This is a genomic window from Simplicispira hankyongi (assembly GCF_003570885.1).
Lineage (GTDB): Bacteria > Pseudomonadota > Gammaproteobacteria > Burkholderiales > Burkholderiaceae_C > Simplicispira > Simplicispira hankyongi.
Genome location: NZ_QXJC01000003.1, coordinates 857706 through 874128 on the forward strand (window position 1 = coordinate 857706; position 16423 = coordinate 874128).

Annotated in this window: 18 protein-coding genes; 14 read left to right on the forward strand and 4 right to left on the reverse strand. The window is 68.4% G+C overall.

Annotated elements, in window-relative coordinates:
- From atpD to D3F03_RS10655, 9 genes are read left to right on the forward strand one after another with little or no spacing between them, the layout of a single operon-like run.
- On the forward strand, positions 1-1437 hold the full coding sequence (gene atpD / locus D3F03_RS10615; RefSeq protein WP_119109315.1) for a F0F1 ATP synthase subunit beta: 1437 nt from the start codon (positions 1-3) through the stop codon (positions 1435-1437).
- The gene (locus D3F03_RS10620; protein WP_119109316.1) at positions 1434-1889 is read left to right on the forward strand and encodes a F0F1 ATP synthase subunit epsilon; all 456 of its coding nucleotides are present in this window, start codon (positions 1434-1436) and stop codon (positions 1887-1889) included. The genes atpD and D3F03_RS10620 overlap by 4 nt, the downstream gene beginning before the upstream one ends.
- A complete protein-coding gene (locus D3F03_RS10625; RefSeq protein WP_119109317.1) occupies positions 1886-2176 on the forward strand; it encodes an AtpZ/AtpI family protein in 291 nt (96 codons plus the stop codon). Before D3F03_RS10620 ends, D3F03_RS10625 begins: the two co-directional genes overlap by 4 nt.
- Positions 2173-2442 carry an ATP synthase subunit I gene (locus D3F03_RS10630; protein ID WP_119109318.1) on the forward strand — a complete coding sequence of 90 codons (270 nt, stop codon included), beginning with the start codon at positions 2173-2175 and terminating at the stop codon, positions 2440-2442. The genes D3F03_RS10625 and D3F03_RS10630 overlap by 4 nt, the downstream gene beginning before the upstream one ends.
- Complete coding sequence (locus D3F03_RS10635) at positions 2439-3116, forward strand: F0F1 ATP synthase subunit A (protein WP_119109319.1); 678 nt, start codon at positions 2439-2441, stop codon at positions 3114-3116. Before D3F03_RS10630 ends, D3F03_RS10635 begins: the two co-directional genes overlap by 4 nt.
- Before the next feature lie 5 nt (positions 3117-3121).
- Positions 3122-3373 carry a F0F1 ATP synthase subunit C gene (locus D3F03_RS10640; RefSeq protein ID WP_119109320.1) on the forward strand — a complete coding sequence of 84 codons (252 nt, stop codon included), beginning with the start codon at positions 3122-3124 and terminating at the stop codon, positions 3371-3373.
- A gap of 21 nt (positions 3374-3394) precedes the next feature.
- Positions 3395-4144 carry a F0F1 ATP synthase subunit B family protein gene (locus D3F03_RS10645; RefSeq protein ID WP_119109321.1) on the forward strand — a complete coding sequence of 250 codons (750 nt, stop codon included), beginning with the start codon at positions 3395-3397 and terminating at the stop codon, positions 4142-4144.
- Positions 4141-5715, forward strand: coding sequence for a F0F1 ATP synthase subunit alpha (locus tag D3F03_RS10650; RefSeq protein ID WP_119109322.1), 1575 nt, complete (start codon positions 4141-4143; stop codon positions 5713-5715). Before D3F03_RS10645 ends, D3F03_RS10650 begins: the two co-directional genes overlap by 4 nt.
- A gap of 3 nt (positions 5716-5718) precedes the next feature.
- A complete protein-coding gene (locus tag D3F03_RS10655) occupies positions 5719-6609 on the forward strand; it encodes a F0F1 ATP synthase subunit gamma (protein WP_119109323.1) in 891 nt (296 codons plus the stop codon).
- Positions 6610-6693: 84 nt separating this feature from the next.
- On the opposite strand, the gene D3F03_RS10660 is transcribed toward D3F03_RS10655, so the two are convergent.
- Positions 6694-6948: a DUF3297 family protein gene (locus D3F03_RS10660; RefSeq protein ID WP_119109324.1), complete on the reverse strand. Its 255-nt coding sequence runs from the start codon at positions 6946-6948 to the stop codon at positions 6694-6696.
- Between the two features lie 88 nt (positions 6949-7036).
- Positions 7037-7990, reverse strand: a complete 954-nt coding sequence (locus D3F03_RS10665; RefSeq protein ID WP_119109510.1) for an AEC family transporter — start codon at positions 7988-7990, stop codon at positions 7037-7039.
- Positions 7991-8104: 114 nt separating this feature from the next.
- Here D3F03_RS10665 and D3F03_RS10670 point away from each other — a divergent pair, with 114 nt between their 5' ends.
- The 3 genes from D3F03_RS10670 (at position 8105) to D3F03_RS10690 (ending at position 12680) form a co-directional block, all read left to right on the forward strand.
- Positions 8105-10174: an ATP-dependent helicase gene (locus D3F03_RS10670; protein ID WP_119109325.1), complete on the forward strand. Its 2070-nt coding sequence runs from the start codon at positions 8105-8107 to the stop codon at positions 10172-10174.
- A 232-nt stretch (positions 10175-10406) separates the two neighbouring features.
- Positions 10407-11612 carry a phospholipase A gene (locus tag D3F03_RS10675; RefSeq protein WP_119109326.1) on the forward strand — a complete coding sequence of 402 codons (1206 nt, stop codon included), beginning with the start codon at positions 10407-10409 and terminating at the stop codon, positions 11610-11612.
- Positions 11613-12293: 681 nt separating this feature from the next.
- Entirely contained in the window at positions 12294-12680 is a 387-nt protein-coding gene (locus tag D3F03_RS10690; RefSeq protein WP_119109327.1) for a hypothetical protein, read from the forward strand.
- Positions 12681-12689: 9 nt separating this feature from the next.
- Here D3F03_RS10690 and D3F03_RS10695 read toward each other — a convergent pair whose 3' ends face one another.
- On the reverse strand, positions 12690-13160 hold the full coding sequence (locus tag D3F03_RS10695) for a universal stress protein (RefSeq protein ID WP_119109328.1): 471 nt from the start codon (positions 13158-13160) through the stop codon (positions 12690-12692).
- 305 nt (positions 13161-13465) lie between these two features.
- Between D3F03_RS10695 and tgt the strand changes: the two genes are divergently transcribed.
- Both tgt and D3F03_RS10705 read left to right on the forward strand, forming a co-directional pair.
- Positions 13466-14638, forward strand: a complete 1173-nt coding sequence (tgt, locus tag D3F03_RS10700; protein WP_119109329.1) for a tRNA guanosine(34) transglycosylase Tgt — start codon at positions 13466-13468, stop codon at positions 14636-14638.
- Positions 14639-14686: 48 nt separating this feature from the next.
- On the forward strand, positions 14687-15202 hold the full coding sequence (locus tag D3F03_RS10705) for a hypothetical protein (protein ID WP_245960573.1): 516 nt from the start codon (positions 14687-14689) through the stop codon (positions 15200-15202).
- A 13-nt stretch (positions 15203-15215) separates the two neighbouring features.
- Here D3F03_RS10705 and D3F03_RS10710 read toward each other — a convergent pair whose 3' ends face one another.
- Positions 15216-16319 (reverse strand): zinc ribbon domain-containing protein, encoded by a 1104-nt coding sequence (locus tag D3F03_RS10710; protein WP_119109330.1) that lies wholly within the window; start codon positions 16317-16319, stop codon positions 15216-15218.
- Positions 16320-16423: the final 104 nt, after the last annotated feature.

The window sequence follows — 16423 nt, forward strand, 5'->3', positions numbered from 1 at the left end:
ATGTCCGCCTTGCCCGAATCCCTTGCCGCTGCCAGCGCTCCCGGAGCGCCGGCCCCAGGCCGTGTGCACGCCGTGCGCGGCGGCGTGGTCGAGGTGCGCTTTCCTCCCTCGATCCTGCCCACGCTTGGCACGGCGCTGCTCGCCTGCCCGCCCGGCGCCCCCACACTGACACTGGAGGTCGAGAGCCAGGTGGACGAATGCACCGTGCGCAGCGTCGCCCTGCAGGACACCCAGGGCCTGGCCCGCGGCGTGCCGGTGCGCTCCATGGGCGGGCCACTGGCCGTGCCCGTGGGCGACGCCCTGCTCGGGCGCCTGATCAACGTGCTCGGCGAGCCCGGCGATGGCGGCGCGCCGATTCCCGAGGACACGCCGCGCCGGCCGATCCACCGCCCGCCCCTCCCACTGGGCCAGCGCCGCGCGGTGGCCGACGTGTTTGAAACCGGCATCAAGGTGATCGACCTGCTGGCCCCCCTGGCCCTGGGCAGCAAGGCGGCCATGTTTGGCGGCGCGGGCGTGGGCAAGACGGTGCTGGTGATGGAGCTGATCCACGTCATGGCGCAGACCTACCAGGGCCTGTCGGTGTTTGCCGGCGTGGGCGAGCGCACGCGCGAGGGGCACGAACTGCTGCTGGACATGCGCAACTCGGGCATGCTGGCCAATACCATCCTCGTCTACGGCCAGATGAACGAGCCGTCCGGCGCGCGCTGGCGCACCCCGCTCACCGCGCTGACGCTGGCCGAGTACTTTCGCGACGAACAGCAGCGCAATGTGCTGCTGCTGATGGACAACGTGTTCCGCTTCGTGCAGGCGGGCGCCGAAGTCTCGGGCCTGCTCGGGCGCCTGCCGTCCCGCGTGGGCTACCAGCCCACCCTGGCCAGCGAAGTGGCGGCGGTGCAGGAGCGCATTGCCTGCGGCGAACACGCTTCGGTCACCGCGATCGAGGCGGTCTACGTCCCGGCCGACGACTTCACCGACCCGGCCGTCACCGCCATTGCCGTTCACCTCGACAGCCGCATCGTGCTCTCGCGTTCGCTCGCCGCCGAGGGCATGTACCCGGCGGTCGATCCGCTCGCCTCGCAGTCGCGCCTGCTCGACCCGGCGGTGGTCGGCCAGGCGCACTGCGACCTGGCCCGCGAGGTGCGCGAGGCCATTGCGCGCTACCGCGAGCTGCAGGACATCATTGCGCTGCTGGGCGTGGCCGAGCTCAGCGCCGAAGACCAGACGCGCGTCAAGCGGGCACGCCGGCTGCAGCGCTTCCTGACCCAGCCCTTCAGCGTGACCGAGGCCTTCACCGGCCAGGCCGGGCGCCAGGTGGCATTGAGAGACACGCTGGCCGGCTGCCGCGCCATTCTGGACGGCGCGGGCGACGATCTGCCCGAGAGCGCTTTCTACATGGTGGGCACGCTGGACGAAGCCCTGGCGAGGAAGACCCCATGAACGCGGCCGACGCCTGGCCACGGGCCAACGCCATCCACCTCGTGCTCTCCAGCCTGGGCGCCGTGGTGGTCGATGCCCCGGGCGTGCGCTCGGTGCGCGCACAGGATGCCACGGGCAGCTTCGGCCTGTGGCCAGGCCATGAGGACCTGTTGGTGGTGCTCAGCGTCGGCCTGCTGTCCTGGCGCGACGCTCAGGATGCCTGGCACTGGTGCGCGGTGCGCAGCGGCGTGCTCACGCTGCGGCGCGGTTGCGAGCTGCAGATCGCCAGCCGCGAGGCCGTACTCGGCGGCGACCCCGCGCAGCTTGAGCACACCGTGCTGGAGCAGTTGCGCCAGCGCCAGCTAACCGAGGAGCATGCACGCCGCGAAAGCCACCAGATCGAAGTGCAACTGCTGCGCCAGCTGCAGCCCGGCAGGGCCGGCATGGGCACTGCGCCGGGAGTATGGCCATGAGCGAGAGCCCCTTGCCAGAGGAAGACCGCACCTGGATCGCACAGCTGCGCCAGCAGTGGGAGCGCCAGCAGCGCAGCCGCCGCGAGGGCGAGCCCAGCCTGCTGCACCAGCTCGCCAGCGTGGGCGTGCTGGGCTGGGTGGTGGTCGTGCCCACGCTGCTGGGCATCGCGCTGGGGCGCTGGCTGGATGCGCACTGGCATACCGGCATCACCTTCACCGCAGCGCTGCTGCTGCTGGGCCTTGTGCTCGGCGGCTGGTCGGCCTGGCGCTGGATACACCGACCATGACGGCGCTGTTTTTCTTCCCCGGCCTGCTGCTGGGCGCATGGCACTTCGGCAGCCTGCACTGGCTCGCCGGGCGGCTCACGGGCAGCGGGCAAGCCCCGTGGGGCCGTCTGTTGGCACTGCAATTGCTGCGCTTCGCGCTGCTCGCCGGTGCCTGCTACGGCGCCGCGCGCGTTGGGCCATTGGCGCTGGTGGCCCTGGGACTCGGGGTACTGGCGGCGCGGCCGCTCGTCATTCATCTCACCAAAACCCGCCGGCCACCCCCATGACCAACAGCCCGTTCAAGCACGAAGTTCTGCTGCACCTGGGGCCGCTGGCCATCACCGCGCCCGTGGTCACCACCTGGGGCGTGATGCTGGCGCTCGTTCTGGGCGCCGCCTGGCTGCGCAGCCGTCTGTCGGTGCGCACGCCCGGCCGGGTGCAAGCGCTCGCCGAACTGGCATTCGACATGGTGCAGACGGAGATGCGCTCGACCATGAATGCCGACCCCGCGCCCTTCCTGCCCATGATTGCCACGCTGTTCGTCTTCATCCTCACGGCCAACCTGAGCGGGCTCATACCCGGCGTCGAGCCGCCCACCGCCGCCCTGGAGACCGACCTGGTGCTCGCGCTGGCCGTGTTTGCCGCCGTGCTGGGCTGGGGCATTCGCCGGCACGGCCTCTGGGGCTACCTGCGCAGCTACGCCCAGCCCAGCCTGCTGGTACTGCCGCTGAACCTGATCGAGGCGCTGACGCGCATCGTCTCGATGTCGGTGCGCCTGTTTGGCAACATCATGAGCGGCGTCGTGATCTCCACCGTGGTGCTGGGACTGGCGGGGCTGCTCGTGCCCGTGCCGTTCATGGCACTTGAACTGCTCACCGGGCTGATCCAGGCCTATATTTTTACCGTGCTCGCCATGGTCTTCATCGCTGCGGCCGCGAGCGAATCTTCTGAACCGGAGTGACCCTTATGGACAACCACTGGATTGAACTTGTCAGCATCGTCTGCGCCGCCTTGACGGTGTCTTTTGGCGCCATTGGCCCGGCGCTCGCCGAGGGCCGTTCGGTGGCTGCGGCCATGGATGCGCTGGCCCGCCAACCCGAGGCCGCCAGCACCATCTCGCGCACGCTGTTTGTCGGCCTGGCCATGATCGAAACCACCGCCATTTACTGCCTGGTCATCGCGCTGCTGCTGCTGTTCGCCAACCCGTTCCTGCGCTAAGCGCTTGTTGACGTTCTGACGATGCACATCGACCTCTCCACCCTGCTGCTGCAAGCGGTCAACCTGCTGGTGCTGCTGGTACTGCTGCGCTGGCTGCTGTACCGGCCGCTGCAGTCCGTGATCGCCGCGCGGCGCGCGCTCGTCGCCAAGGAGCTGGCCGATGCCAGCGACAAAGCGGCACAGGCGCAGCAGGCCGCCAGCGCGCTGGCGAGCCAGCAGCAAACCCTGGAAACCGAACAGGCCCGTCTGCTCGACGCCGCACGCCGGGACGCCGCCGCCGAGCGCGAACAACTGCTCGCCAGCGCCCGCCTTGAGGCCAAGGCACAGCTGGACGCTGCACGTGCACAACTGGCGAGCGAACGCCAGCAGGCCGCATCAAGGCTCTTTGACGAAGCCTCCGGTCTGGCAGTGGACCTGGCGGGCCGGATGCTCACGCTCACGCCCGTCGATGACAGCACCTTCATCGACAGCCTGCTGGCCCAGGTGGCCGCAACGCCCGAGGCGCAGCGTGCGCAGTGGTTCGCGCCGGGCAGTGCAAGAAATGTGGAACTGTGCACCGCACGCGCCTTGGCGCCTGCGGCGCAGGACGCGCTGCGCACGCGCCTGCAGGCCTTGCTGGGCAACAGCGTGGCCCTCACCTGCACGCACGACAGCGCCCTCATTGCCGGCGCCGAACTGCGCTTTACCCTGGGCACGCTGGCGCTGCACTGGGCGCGTACGCTGCAAGAGGCCCGGCAGGCCCTGGCCCCGGTGGCGCAGGAAGCGGCATGAGCGAGGCCCTCGCCGAAGGTTCCGAGGTCTGCGAGACCGCGCCCGTGCCCGAACCCCTGGTGGCCAGCCTTCAGCGCTGGCGCAGCGCCGCCGCCGCGCGCCTGCCCGAAGGCGCTCAGCCGGCACATTTCGAAGAAATCGGCCGCGTGCACGCCACGGGCGACGGCATCGCCGAAATACGCGGACTGGCCGGAGCGCGCCTGGGCGAACTGCTGCGCTTCTCCAGCGATCGCATGGGCTACGCGGCCAGCCTCAATGCCGACAGCATCGCCTGCGTGCTGCTCGACGACAGCGCTGGTGTGGCCGTGGGCGACGCCGTGCGCCGCACGGGCGACGTGGTGCAGGTGCCCGTGGGCGAGGCGCTGCTGGGCCGCGTCGTAGACCCGCTGGGCCGCCCGCTCGACGGCCGTGGGCCGGTGGCAAGCACCGAGCGCCTGCCCGCCGAACGGCCGGCGCCCAGCATTCTCGAGCGCGCACTGGTCCAAGAGCCGGTGCACACCGGCACGCTCGCCGTCGATGCCCTGTTTCCCCTGGGGCGGGGCCAGCGCGAGCTGCTCATCGGCGACCGCGGCACGGGCAAGACGGCGATTGCGGTCGATGCCGTCGTTGCGCAAAAGGACAGCGAGCTGATCTGCGTCTACATCTGCGTCGGGCAAACCTCGGAATCGGCCGCCGCCGTGGTCGCCGCCATTGAAAAGTTTGGCGCCCCCGAACGCTGCATTGTTGTCGTGGCCAGTGGCAGCACCGCCCCCGGCCTGCAATGGCTGGCGCCCTTTGCCGGGTTTTCCATGGCCGAGTGGTTCCGTGACCGCGGCGGCCATGCGCTGGTGGTGGTGGACGACCTGAGCCAGCATGCGGCCACGCACCGCGAGCTGGCCCTTCTGATGCAGCAGCCACCGGGGCGCGAAGCCTATCCGGGCGACATTTTTCATGTACACGCCCGGCTGCTCGAGCGCGCCGCCATGCTCTCGCCCGAGCGCGGCGGGGGCTCGCTGACCGCGCTGCCGGTGGCCCGCACCGAGGCCGGCAACCTGAGCGCCTACATCCCGACCAACCTGATCTCGATTACCGACGGGCAGATCGTGCTGAACCAGCGCCAGTTCGAGCTGGGCCAGTTGCCTGCGGTGGACACGGGCCTGAGCGTAAGCCGCGTCGGCGGCAAGACCCAGGCCCCGCTGATGCGGGGCGCGGTGGCGCAACTGCGCCTGGCTTACGCCCAGTTCCTTGAACTGGAAGTGTTCACCCGCTTTGGGACCGAGCTGGACGCACGCGTCCAGGCGCAGATCGCCCGGGGCCGCCTGATCCGCGCGGCCCTGGGCCAGCCACGGCTGGCGCCGCAGGACGCGGCGCTGCAGGTGGCCCTGCTGATCGCGCTGCAGACCGGGCTGCTCGATACCGGCGGCCCGCAGGCACTGCCGGCCAGGCTCGCGCAACTTGGCGCCGCCATTGCCGCTGACCCCGTGCTGGCGGCAGCGCTGCGCACCCGCGGCAAGCCCCCACCCGGCCTGCAGGAGCGCCTCAGTGCCCAGTTGGCCCAGGTGCTGGGCGAGCCGGCAACCGCAGTGGTGTGAACCGTGGACCGCACTGCCGCCGACGTACAGGCACGGCTTGCCACCACGCAAGGTTTTGGCGAACTGGTCAATGCGCTGCGCGGCATGGCGGCGGCCCGCTCCGAACGCGCCCGCGCCCGCATTGCCGGCGCCGATGCCTACAGCCGCACCGTGGCCGCGGCCATCGGCCAGGCCCTGGCGCTGCTGCCCGAAAGCGATGCGCCAGCGCCCTCTGCCGCCGATCACCGCCCCGGCCCCAGCACCGGCGAAGCGCTGTGGCTGGTGTTTGGCGCGGAGCAGGGCTTCAACGGCGGCTACACCGAGCGTGTGCTGGACGCCTTGCCCACCGGGACGCCAGCCGTGCGCACCGTGCTGCTGGGAGAACAGGCCCAACACATCGCGCACGTGCGCGGGCTCAAGATCGAAGCCCACGCCCCTCTGGTCGCGCACGCGGACGCCGTGATCCCCACCAGTGAACGGCTGCGCAGCTTGTTGCTTGCCACGCTGGCAAAGCGGCCTGCGGCCAGCGTCGAATTGCTGTTTGGCGAGATGGGGGCCGGCAACCACTTCGAACTGCGGCGCCAGCGCCTGCTGCCACTGGACCTCGCCACCCTGCGCGCCGCGCCCGAGCAGGCTCCGCGCGTGCACCAGAAGCCCGCCGAACTGCTGGACCTGCTGGCAGGCGAATATGTCTCGGCGCGGCTCGCCAGGGCCACCCTGCACAGCCATGCCTGCGAAAACCTGGCGCGGCTCTCGGCCATGGCGGCGGCGCACGAGAACATCACGAAAATGAGCAGCACGCTGCAGGACGAGCTGCGCCGCCTGCGCCAGGAGGCCATCACCGCCGAAGTGGTGGAACTGGCCGCCGGCCTGCGCTCCCTGCGCCGGCAAAGCGACGCAGCCGCCAAACCCTGAGCACCGCTGTCCGACAGCCCCTAAGCTGCGGCGCCAGGACGGCGCTGCCGGACTTTAGGCCACGACCTGCCGCCCCAAAAAAATTTAAGCCGGCTTGTAAAACGCCTCGACCTTGCCCTTGAGCGTGATCAGCAGCGGCCGCCCCTTGCGGTCCAGCGTCCGGCCAGCCGGCACCTTCACCCAGCCTTCGCTCACGCAGTATTCATCGACGTCAAAGCGCTCCTTGCCGTTGAGGCGGATGCCAATATCGTGCTGGAACACCTCGGCGACGTGGTGGGCGCTGCGCGGATCGACGCTGAGGCGGTCGGGCAGCGCGGGGGGAACATGGGGCTGGGTCATGGTGGCAATGCAGAACGTAAAAAATATCAGTCAAAAGTGGCTCTAGCGCTTATCTGGCATGCGCTGAGAGCTATAACTTAAATAGCATTCAAGTCAGCAGCGCCACCGCTCCCGAAAAGCTCAGGAACGCCAGCGCCGTGGACACCAGAATGATGCGGGCAATGCGCCCGTTGTGCGCGCCAAAGCGCTCGGCCAGCAGCGAGACATTGCTGGCGCTGGGCAGCGCCGCCAGCAGCACCAGAACGGTGAAGGCGAAAGGGTCCAGCGGCACACCCAGCGCCATCGCGCCGCGCCCGACCAGCCACACCAGCAGCGGGTGCAGGAAAAGCTTGGCCAGCGCCAGCGGCACGTAGTCGCGCACCAGCACGCGCTCGTGCTGGTTCATCTGCGAGCGCGCCAGCACCGCGCCAATGGTGAACAGCGCCACCGGCGAGGCGGCGTCGGCGAGCATGGCGATGGTCTTGTCCACCGGGCCGGGCAGCTTCCACGCCGCCGCCGAGGCGATGGCGCCCAGCGCGATCGACCAGGGCATCGGGTTGGTCAGCATGCCGCGCAGGGCGCGGCGCAAGGCCACCGCCATGCCATGCGTGCCGGCGCCGTCGAGCTGCGACAGCGCAATGCACAGCGAGGTGGTCAGCACCATGTCGATCATGATGGTGACGATGGCAGGCCCCGCCGCAGTGGCCCCCAGCAGGGCCACCAGCAGCGGCACGCCCATGAAGCCGGTGTTGGGAAACGCCGCCACCAGCGCGCCAAACGCCGCGTCGTTCCAGTTGGTGCGCGGGCCGCGCGTGGCCAGCACCGCACCGCCCACCATCAGCACGGCGCACAGCGTGTACACGCCGGCCACGGCCGGGTCCAGCAGTTGGGCAATCGGCGTCTGGGCGCCAAAGCGGTACAGCAGACAGGGCAACGCAAAAAACAACACAAAGGCGTTGAGCCCGGGAATCGCCGGCTGCGGCAACACGCCGCCGCGCGCCGCCAGGTAGCCGCAGAGCACCAGGGCGAAGAAGGGAAAAGTGATGAGGAGGACGTCGAGCACGGGCGGTATTGTCGGGGCTTGGCCGGTGCTGCGCTTGAGCTCGCTATCATCCACGGCTCCCTTCCCCATGGCCGCGCCTGCGAGCGCCGCGCCGCTTGCCCGTTGCCTACCCCCATGTCTCCCGGTCTCAACCTTGCCCAACTGCGCGCCGTGCATTTCACCGAGGGCCCCTGCCTGGTGCTGGCCGGCGCTGGCTCGGGCAAGACGCGCGTCATCACGCACAAGATTGCGCACCTGATCGAGCGCGGCATGGCCCCCAAGGCGATTGCGGCGATCACCTTCACCAACAAGGCAGCGGCCGAGATGCGCGAGCGCGCCAAGGGCCTCATCGGCCGCCAGGCCAAGGACGTGCTGATCTGCACCTTCCACTCGCTGGGCGTGCGCCTGGTGCGCGAGGACGGCAAGCTCCTGGGCCTCAAACCCCAGTTCAGCATCCTCGACAGCGACGATGTGACCAGCATCCTGAAGGACGCCGCCGGCGGCACGACCGACGCCGCCACGGCGCGCCAGTGGCAATGGACCATCAGCCTGTGGAAAAACATCGGGCTGACTGGCGCGCAGGCGCTGGCCCAGGCCAAGGACGACCACGAGCGCAGCATTGCCCTGCTGATGCAGCGCTACGAAGAGCGTTTGACGGCCTATCAGAGCGTCGACTTTGACGATTTGATCGGCCTGCCGCTCAAGCTCCTGCGCGACTTCCCCGAGGTGCGCGAGAAATGGCAGCGCCAGCTCGGCCATGTGCTGGTCGATGAATACCAGGACACCAACGCCACGCAGTACGAGCTGCTCAAGCTCCTGGTGGGCGAGCGCGGCCACTTTACCGCCGTGGGCGACGACGACCAGAGCATCTACGGCTGGCGCGGCGCGACGCTGGACAACCTGAAAAAGCTGCCGCTCGACTATCCCGCCTTGCAGGTGGTCAAGCTGGAGCAGAACTACCGATCCACCTCGGCCATCCTGCGCGCGGCCAACAACGTGATCGGACCCAACCCCAAGCTGTTCCCCAAGACGCTGTTTTCCGAGCTGGGCGAGGGCGAACCGGTGCGCGTGGTCGATGCCGACAGCGAGGAGCACGAGGCCGAGCGCGCCGTGGCCCGCATCCAGAGCCTGCGCGCCGCCGCCAACCCGCCGCCGGAGTGGAAGAGCTTCGCCATCCTGTACCGCGCCAACCACCAGGCCAAGCCCTTCGAGAAGGCGCTGCGGCGCGCCAGCATTCCGTACAAGGTCTCGGGCGGCACCAGCTTTTTCGACCGGGCGGAAATCCGCGACCTGTGCGCCTGGTTTCGGCTGTGGATCAACCAGGACGACGACCCGGCCTTTCTGCGCGCGATCACCGCGCCGAAGCGCGGCATCGGCCACACCACGCTGGGGGCCCTGGGCCAGTTCGCCACGCAGCACAAGCTGAGCCTGTTCGCCGCCCTGTTCTCGCCCATGCTGCCCGCCGCCCTGCCGCGCCGGGCGCTCGATGGCCTGCATGAGTTCGGCCGTTATGTGAACGACCTGGAATACCGGGCACGGCAGACGCTGGGCGCTGAGAATGCCCGCGGCTTCCTGGCCGACTGGCTGAAAGAAATCGACTACGAAAAGCACCTCTACGACGGCGAAGACAGCGAAAAAGTCGCCGCCGCCCGCTGGACCAATGTGCTGGAGTTCTGCGACTGGATGGCCCAGCGCGCCGGCGGCCAGGTGGATGACACGGCGGGCGGGGTCGTCACGCAGGAGGCCAAAAGCCTGCTGGAGGTGGCGCAGACCATCGCCCTGCTCTCGACCCTTTCTGACCGCGAGAAGGACCAGGACGTGGTCACGCTCTCGACCCTGCACGCCTCGAAAGGGCTTGAGTGGCCGCATGTGGTGCTGGCCGGGGTCACCGAAGGCATGCTGCCCTTCAAGCTCGACGACGATGGCGGGCGGCAGCTCAAGGTGAGCGACGAAACCCTCTCGCGCCTGCAGGAAGAGCGCCGGTTGATGTACGTGGGCATCACCCGCGCCCAGCGCACACTGGCGGTAAGCTGGACCAAAAAACGCAAGAAAGGCCGCGAAATGGTGGCCGCGCAACCCAGCCGCTTCATTGCCGAAATGGCGCTCTCTGCCACGACGGCACGCGAAGACCCGCGCGAGAAGCTCAAGGCGCTGCGGGCGGAGTTCGCACGCAAGGTGGCGGCAGCGCCTGGGGCGACTGCCTGAGAATCTGTTGCATTTGCACTACAGACAATACTACCAAAACAATAGCTGCTAACGCTTACTGCATAAGCGCTAGAGGCCAAAAATGCTTAAACTTTTTGCCTTGCGTGCGCGCCCATGCGCCATGCCAAGGCGGTGCTTGCGGCGCGCTCCCACAGGCCGCCCGCCGCGCGCGGCCAACAATCCAGACATTCCCCATCGCAATTCGCCTGGTATTTTTCTCACCCTTCTCTTCATGACCCTGTCTGCATTCACCCCCCACGGCGCTGCCCGCGCCTGCCCCTTGCTGGTGCTCGCCCTGACGGCCAGCGCCGCCGCGCTGGCCCAGGGCGGCGGCGCTGCCATGTCTGGTGCCAGCGCGCCCGACGCCGCCTGGCGCAGCTGCGCGGCCATGACGGCCGACTCCAACGCCCGCCTGGCGTGCTTTGACGGCTGGGCGCAGCAGCAGTCACTGGGCACACCCGTGGCCGCGGGAGGCGCGCCCGCCGCCAGCGCCATCGAAAACGCCGCTGCCCCCAAAGCCCAGGTGGACACCACCCTGCCCGCCACGCGCGTGATCGAAGTCGCCCGCACCGAGGGCTGCCGCGACCCGCAGTACAGCGAGCTCTCGCGCTTCTGGGAGCTCGAATCGGGCACCGACTGCGGCACCTTCAGCTTTCGCGGCTACCGACCCATTTCCGTCTCCGTGGTGGCTGCCAGCAACGTGGACCGCGAGCCCACTTCACCGGCACCCGACCATTCGGCGCTGCAATCGGTCCCCTACCGCCGCACCGAGGGGCGCTTGCAACTCTCCGTGCGCACCAAGGTGGCCCAGGGCCTGCTGACCCAGGGCAACCCCACGCTGAGGGATTCGCTGTGGTTTGGCTACACCCAACAGTCGTACTGGCAGGTGTTCACGCCGCAGATCTCGCGCCCGTTCCGCACCACCGACCACGAGCCCGAAGTCATGTACGTCTACCCGACCGACGCACAGCTCCCCTTTGGCTGGCGCTGGCGCTACAGCGGCATCGGGCTGGTGCACCAGTCCAATGGCCAGAGCGAGCCGCTGTCTCGCAGCTGGAACCGCGCCTATCTGATGACCGGCATCGAGCTCGATAGCCGCTGGCGCCTACAGGCCAAGGTGTGGAAACGCATTGCCGAAGACGCCAGCAGCGACGACAACCCGGACATCAGCGACTACATCGGCCGCGGCGAGCTGTCGGCGTTCTGGAACGCCACCCCGGACAGCACCCTGGGCCTGACCGTGCGCAGCTCACTGGGCAGCACGGCGCGTGGCTCGACACGGCTGGAGTGGCTGCAGGCCTTGGGCACGGGGCTGGGCGGCGGCAAAAGCAACCTGCGCCTGCACACGCAGCTGTTCTCGGGCTACGGCGACAGCATGATCGACTACAACCACAAGCGCACGGTCTTCAGCGTCGGCCTGAGCCTGGTGGATTTCTAACAGGAACACCCCCCTGAGGCGCTGCGCGCCTTCCCCCCGCTCTCGCTACGCTGCGCTGGGCGGGCAGGGGGACGACGCCCTCGCTGCGGGGCGGCCCTTGCTCGGCGTCCCACGCCTGGGGCCGCGCCAGTGGTGTGCGCTGCTGACGAGCGCGCAAGGCGGCCAGCAGCCCCTGAGGCGCTGCGCGCCTTCCCCCCGCTCTCGCTACGCTGCGCTGCGCGGGCAGGGGGACGACGCCCTCGCTGCGGGGCGGCTCTTGCTCGGCGTCCCGCGCCTGGGGCCGCGCCAGTGGTGTGCGCTGCTGACGAGCGCGCAAGGCGGCCAGCAGCCCCTGAGGCGCTGCGCGCCTTCCCCCCGCTCTCGCTACCCTGCGCTGCGCGGGCAGGGGGACGACGCCCTCGCTGCGGGGCGGCCCTTGCTCGGCGTCCCACGCCTGGGGCCGCGCCAGTGTTGTGCGCTGCTGACAAACGCGCAAGGCGGCCAGCAGCGTCCGATCACAACTCGTTACGACATCGCCCTCAAGTTCTGCGCCATCGCGCCGAAGCGCCGCCACAATGGCACGCGCGCCGACACCGGCATGGCTGCGCGCGGCAGGCGCCTGAACAGGGCGACTTTCTCACCGTTTAATCGGCCATTGCCGGCGCCTTGCGCCCTCGACAATGTGGACAAGAGGAGCCTCCGATGGACATGCAATACCAGCTCAAGGCCGGCAGCTACTACCTGTACGACATGCGCGACGTGCCCAGCGCCGTGACCGGCGAGCGGCGCTTCAAGCTCAAGACCGACACCGTGGCGATTGCCTTTGACGCCCACACCGGTGAAGTGCACCAGCACGGCAGCCCGGTGCGCATCCAGTCCTGGGCCAACCACACGCGCCGGCGCCTGCGCGCGGCAGGCAATCAGGCGGTGGCCAACGACCTGGTCGTGGTGTCTGGCCCCCTGCCCGTGGACGAACTCAACAAATGCCTGTGGATTGCCGGCTACTGCCGGCGCATGTTCAAGCGCCTCGCCACGCTGCCCCACGGCAAGCTGCAGCGCCCGCCTGAGACAACGCGCCGCGCCGCCTGAGCTTGCGGTTTATTCGGCCCCGTCCTCATCCTCTGGGACTTCCGGCGCTTCGGCATGCTTGACGATGGTGACCGGCACCGGGCTGGAATGCGCCAGTGCCTGCGACACCGAACCCAGTAGCGCGCCGCTGATAGCGCCCTGACCGCGGGCGCCGATGATGGCCATGTCGCTCTGCGTGTTCTCAATCAAATCCACCAGTGTGTGCGCCGGGTCGCCCATGCCGATTTCCGTCTCGTAGGTCAGGCCCGCTGCATCGAGCAGCGCGCGGGCACCGGCCATCAGGTGGGCACCGGCCTCCAGGCTGGCAGCGGCAATGCGGTCGGGGTCGCGCGAGACGACCAGCTCGTACAGCGTGGCCGGCTCCTGCACGTTGGCCAGCACGAAGTCGGCACGCAAACCAGCGTGCACCAGGCCAATCGCGTGGCGCACGGCATCGAGCGCGAGTTCGGAGCCATCAACGGCAATCAGGATTCTGGGCATACGGGACTTTCTTCTAAGAGCATGGCGGCCAGTGTAGCGGTCGGGCGCTCCAACCCTAGAAACGGCAGTTGACCGCTTGCTATTGTCTGGACAAGAGCATGGTGGCTGGCATTGTTGGCTTCGTTGGCACTCACCCAGGGGGTGAACAGCGCTATGCACCCACCAGCACCACGCTGGCCGCACCATGCGGCGTTGCTCGTCCTTGCGCACAGGAGTGCGCGGCGTCCTCACGCCTTGCCTGGCCCGCCCATCGCAGCACTGGCAGGCGCATTCAACTGCCGCTTCTAGCGGTGACAATCGCACGCATGCTGAAGTTTGAGCTCCTCACCACCGACCCCACCAGCCACGCCCGCCGCGCGGCCATGACCCTTAACCACGGGGTGGTACAAACACCCGTCTTCATGCCCGTGGGGACGTATGGCACCGTCAAGGGCGTGATGCCGCAAAGCCTGCTCGATATGGGCGCGCAGATCATCCTGGGCAATACCTTTCACCTGTGGATGCGCCCCGGGCAGGACGTGATGCAAAGCTTTGGCGGCCTGCACGCGTTCGAGCAGTGGCACAAACCCATCCTGACCGACTCGGGCGGTTTTCAGGTCTGGAGCCTGGGCGCGATGCGCAAGATCACCGAAGAAGGCGTGCACTTTGCGTCTCCCGTCAATGGCGACAAGCTCTTCATGTCGCCCGAGGTGAGCATGCAGATCCAGACCACGCTGAACAGCGACATCGTGATGCAGCTCGATGAGTGCACCCCGTACGAGACCAAGGGGCAGCTCACCACCGAGCGCGAAGCGCGCCAGTCGATGGAAATGAGCCTGCGCTGGGCGCGTCGCAGCCAGGAGGAATTTGCCCGGCTGCAAAGCCCCAATGCGCTGTTTGGCATCGTGCAGGGCGGCATGTTCACCAACCTGCGCGAAGAATCTCTGGCACGCCTGGTCGAGATGGATTTCCCCGGCTATGCCATTGGCGGCGTGAGCGTCGGCGAGCCCAAGGAGCAGATGCTGCACATCATGGCGCACACCCCGCACCAACTGCCCCAGCACAAGCCGCGCTATCTGATGGGCGTGGGCACGCCCGAAGACCTGGTCCAGGGCGTGGCCGACGGCGTGGACATGTTCGACTGCGTCATGCCGACCCGCAACGCCCGCAACGGCACGCTGTTCACGCGCTTTGGCGACCTGAAGATCAGGAACGCCCGGCACAAGACCGACCACCAGCCGCTCGATACCACCTGCACCTGCCACGCCTGCGCGGGCCAGTCGGGCGTGGCGTGGGACCAAGGCGGGCGCGGCGGCTTCAGCCGCGCCTACCTGCACCACCTGGACCGCTGCGGCGAGATGCTCGGCCCCATGCTGACCACCATCCACAACCTGCACTACTACCTGAACCTGATGCACGAAGTGCGCAATGCGCTGGACGCGGGGCAGTTCGCACAGTTTCGGGCGCAGTTCAAGGCGGATCGGGCGCGCGGGGTGTAAGTAAGCGCCTGTTCAAAGGAAAGCGGCCATAGCGGCACCACTGCTTGCATGACGCCCGCACCCGCCCCGCTGCGATGGCTGCTTACCAGCCTGCGCACTCTGGCCGTCTGGCTACTGGCCCTGCTGGTCCTGTTCGAGGAATGGGGCTGGGAGCCCTTGCAGCGCCTGCTCGCGCGCATCGGCCGGTGGCCCGGTCTGCGCTGGGTGGAAGGCCGGGTGCGCGCGCTGCCGCCCTGGGCGGCGCTGGCGGCGTTTGGCGTCCCCACGCTCTTGCTGCTGCCCACCAAGCTGTTGGCGCTGTGGGCCATCGGAAACGGCCAGGTGCTGCTGGGCACGGCCGTGGTGGTTGCGGCAAAAATCATCGGCACGGCCGTGGTGGCGCGCCTGTTCACCTTGACGCAACCGGCGCTGATGCGCCTGGCCTGGTTTGCCACCCTGTACCTTCGCTGGATCGCTCTGAAAACTGCACTGCTGGCGCGCGCCCGCACCTCCTGGCCCTGGCGAGCAGCGCGGGTGCTGCGGCAGCGCATGCGACGCTGGTGGCGGCGCACGCACCCAGAGTGAACTGCCTGAGGCTTCAGCTCGGAATCGGCGGCACTGGTGGCACGGGGACCGCTGCTGCCGGCGCAGTCGCAACGGCCGCAGCACGCCCGGCACCCACCCCGCAGGCATGGCAGAACTTCGCAAACGCACTCTTGCGCGTGTTGCAGGCGCCGCAGCGGTCAAACAAACCGATACCGCAGTGCGGGCAGAAGTCGATCTTTTCGTTCTTCAAATCCACCGGACGCTCGCAGCCGGGACAGACGCTTTTGGCCAGGCGGGCCAGAGCCACGTCGTAGCTCAATTCCTTGCGTCGCTCCTGGTCCGGCAGGGCTTCGGCGAGTTTTTGCCGCTCCAGGTAGCGGTTGAGGGCCAGGATGGCGTAGCGCCCCACCAGCGCGGTTACCGCAATGCCCACCACGTAACGCACGTAGCCGCCGTAGCTCGGCAGGTAGGGCACGAGCTCGACAAAGAAGGCGAACAGAGCGAAAAAGATGAAGCCCCAGACGAAGGGCCAGTAGGTGCCCTTGCGCTTTTTCACAAACAGCCAGCCGGCCACAACGAGCAGCGGCAGGGTCAGCGCCAGCCGGTAGAGGAACACACGCATTTCCACGCGCCGCATTTCCTCATTGAGCTTGGCGCGGGCCGCGGTCTCCATGCTGTCGAGCTGCTTTTGCGTTTGCGCTGCCGCCTGCCGTGCGTCCAGCGCCGCTTGCTGCTGCGCCTCGACGGCGCGCTGCTGGGCCTGTTCGGCGCGCTGCTGTGCGTCGAGCGCACGGGTGCGGGCGATGACTTCGGGGTCTTGCTCGGATCGCTGGGTCACGCTGCGCGTGGCCAGCCAATTGTTGAAGCTCTCGCGCTGGGCGCGCGTTTCGCTGCGCGCCTTGCTGCGCTGGAGCTGCGCCTGGGCCAGGGCGCTGTCGGCGGCCTCGGCCGCACTGCGCTCGCCGCGCAACTGCTCGCGCAGCCGCTGGGCCGCCGGCTGGTTCAGAAAGTTGTCGAGCGCCAGCGGCGTCTCCACCTTGGGCAGGTCGCCCACGATGGTGCCGCCCAGGCCGATCAGGAAGCTGGCAAACACCAGCGCCACCAGCCACAGGCCACGGCGAAACCATTTTTCCGACAGGCGCAGGGATTTGCTCATTTCGTTTTCCTGATGGGATTACTATATTTTCGATAGCTGTTCGCGCAATCACTGTATGCGTTGGAGGCTATTTTCTTCTATTTTTTCTTACCTTTTCATCTGAC

Coding starts and splice junctions, on each gene's coding strand:
- D3F03_RS10690 (WP_119109327.1), top strand. CDS start 12,294: ATGGACATGCAATACCAGCTCAAGGCCGGCAGCTACTACCTGTACGAC.
- D3F03_RS10635 (WP_119109319.1), top strand. CDS start 2,439: ATGACCAACAGCCCGTTCAAGCACGAAGTTCTGCTGCACCTGGGGCCG.
- atpD (WP_119109315.1), top strand. CDS start 1: ATGTCCGCCTTGCCCGAATCCCTTGCCGCTGCCAGCGCTCCCGGAGCG.
- D3F03_RS10675 (WP_119109326.1), top strand. CDS start 10,407: ATGACCCTGTCTGCATTCACCCCCCACGGCGCTGCCCGCGCCTGCCCC.
- D3F03_RS10640 (WP_119109320.1), top strand. CDS start 3,122: ATGGACAACCACTGGATTGAACTTGTCAGCATCGTCTGCGCCGCCTTG.
- D3F03_RS10705 (WP_245960573.1), top strand. CDS start 14,687: ATGACGCCCGCACCCGCCCCGCTGCGATGGCTGCTTACCAGCCTGCGC.
- D3F03_RS10670 (WP_119109325.1), top strand. CDS start 8,105: ATGTCTCCCGGTCTCAACCTTGCCCAACTGCGCGCCGTGCATTTCACC.
- D3F03_RS10650 (WP_119109322.1), top strand. CDS start 4,141: ATGAGCGAGGCCCTCGCCGAAGGTTCCGAGGTCTGCGAGACCGCGCCC.
- D3F03_RS10710 (WP_119109330.1), bottom strand. CDS start 16,319: ATGAGCAAATCCCTGCGCCTGTCGGAAAAATGGTTTCGCCGTGGCCTG.
- D3F03_RS10645 (WP_119109321.1), top strand. CDS start 3,395: ATGCACATCGACCTCTCCACCCTGCTGCTGCAAGCGGTCAACCTGCTG.
- D3F03_RS10695 (WP_119109328.1), bottom strand. CDS start 13,160: ATGCCCAGAATCCTGATTGCCGTTGATGGCTCCGAACTCGCGCTCGAT.
- D3F03_RS10620 (WP_119109316.1), top strand. CDS start 1,434: ATGAACGCGGCCGACGCCTGGCCACGGGCCAACGCCATCCACCTCGTG.
- D3F03_RS10630 (WP_119109318.1), top strand. CDS start 2,173: ATGACGGCGCTGTTTTTCTTCCCCGGCCTGCTGCTGGGCGCATGGCAC.
- D3F03_RS10660 (WP_119109324.1), bottom strand. CDS start 6,948: ATGACCCAGCCCCATGTTCCCCCCGCGCTGCCCGACCGCCTCAGCGTC.
- D3F03_RS10625 (WP_119109317.1), top strand. CDS start 1,886: ATGAGCGAGAGCCCCTTGCCAGAGGAAGACCGCACCTGGATCGCACAG.
- tgt (WP_119109329.1), top strand. CDS start 13,466: ATGCTGAAGTTTGAGCTCCTCACCACCGACCCCACCAGCCACGCCCGC.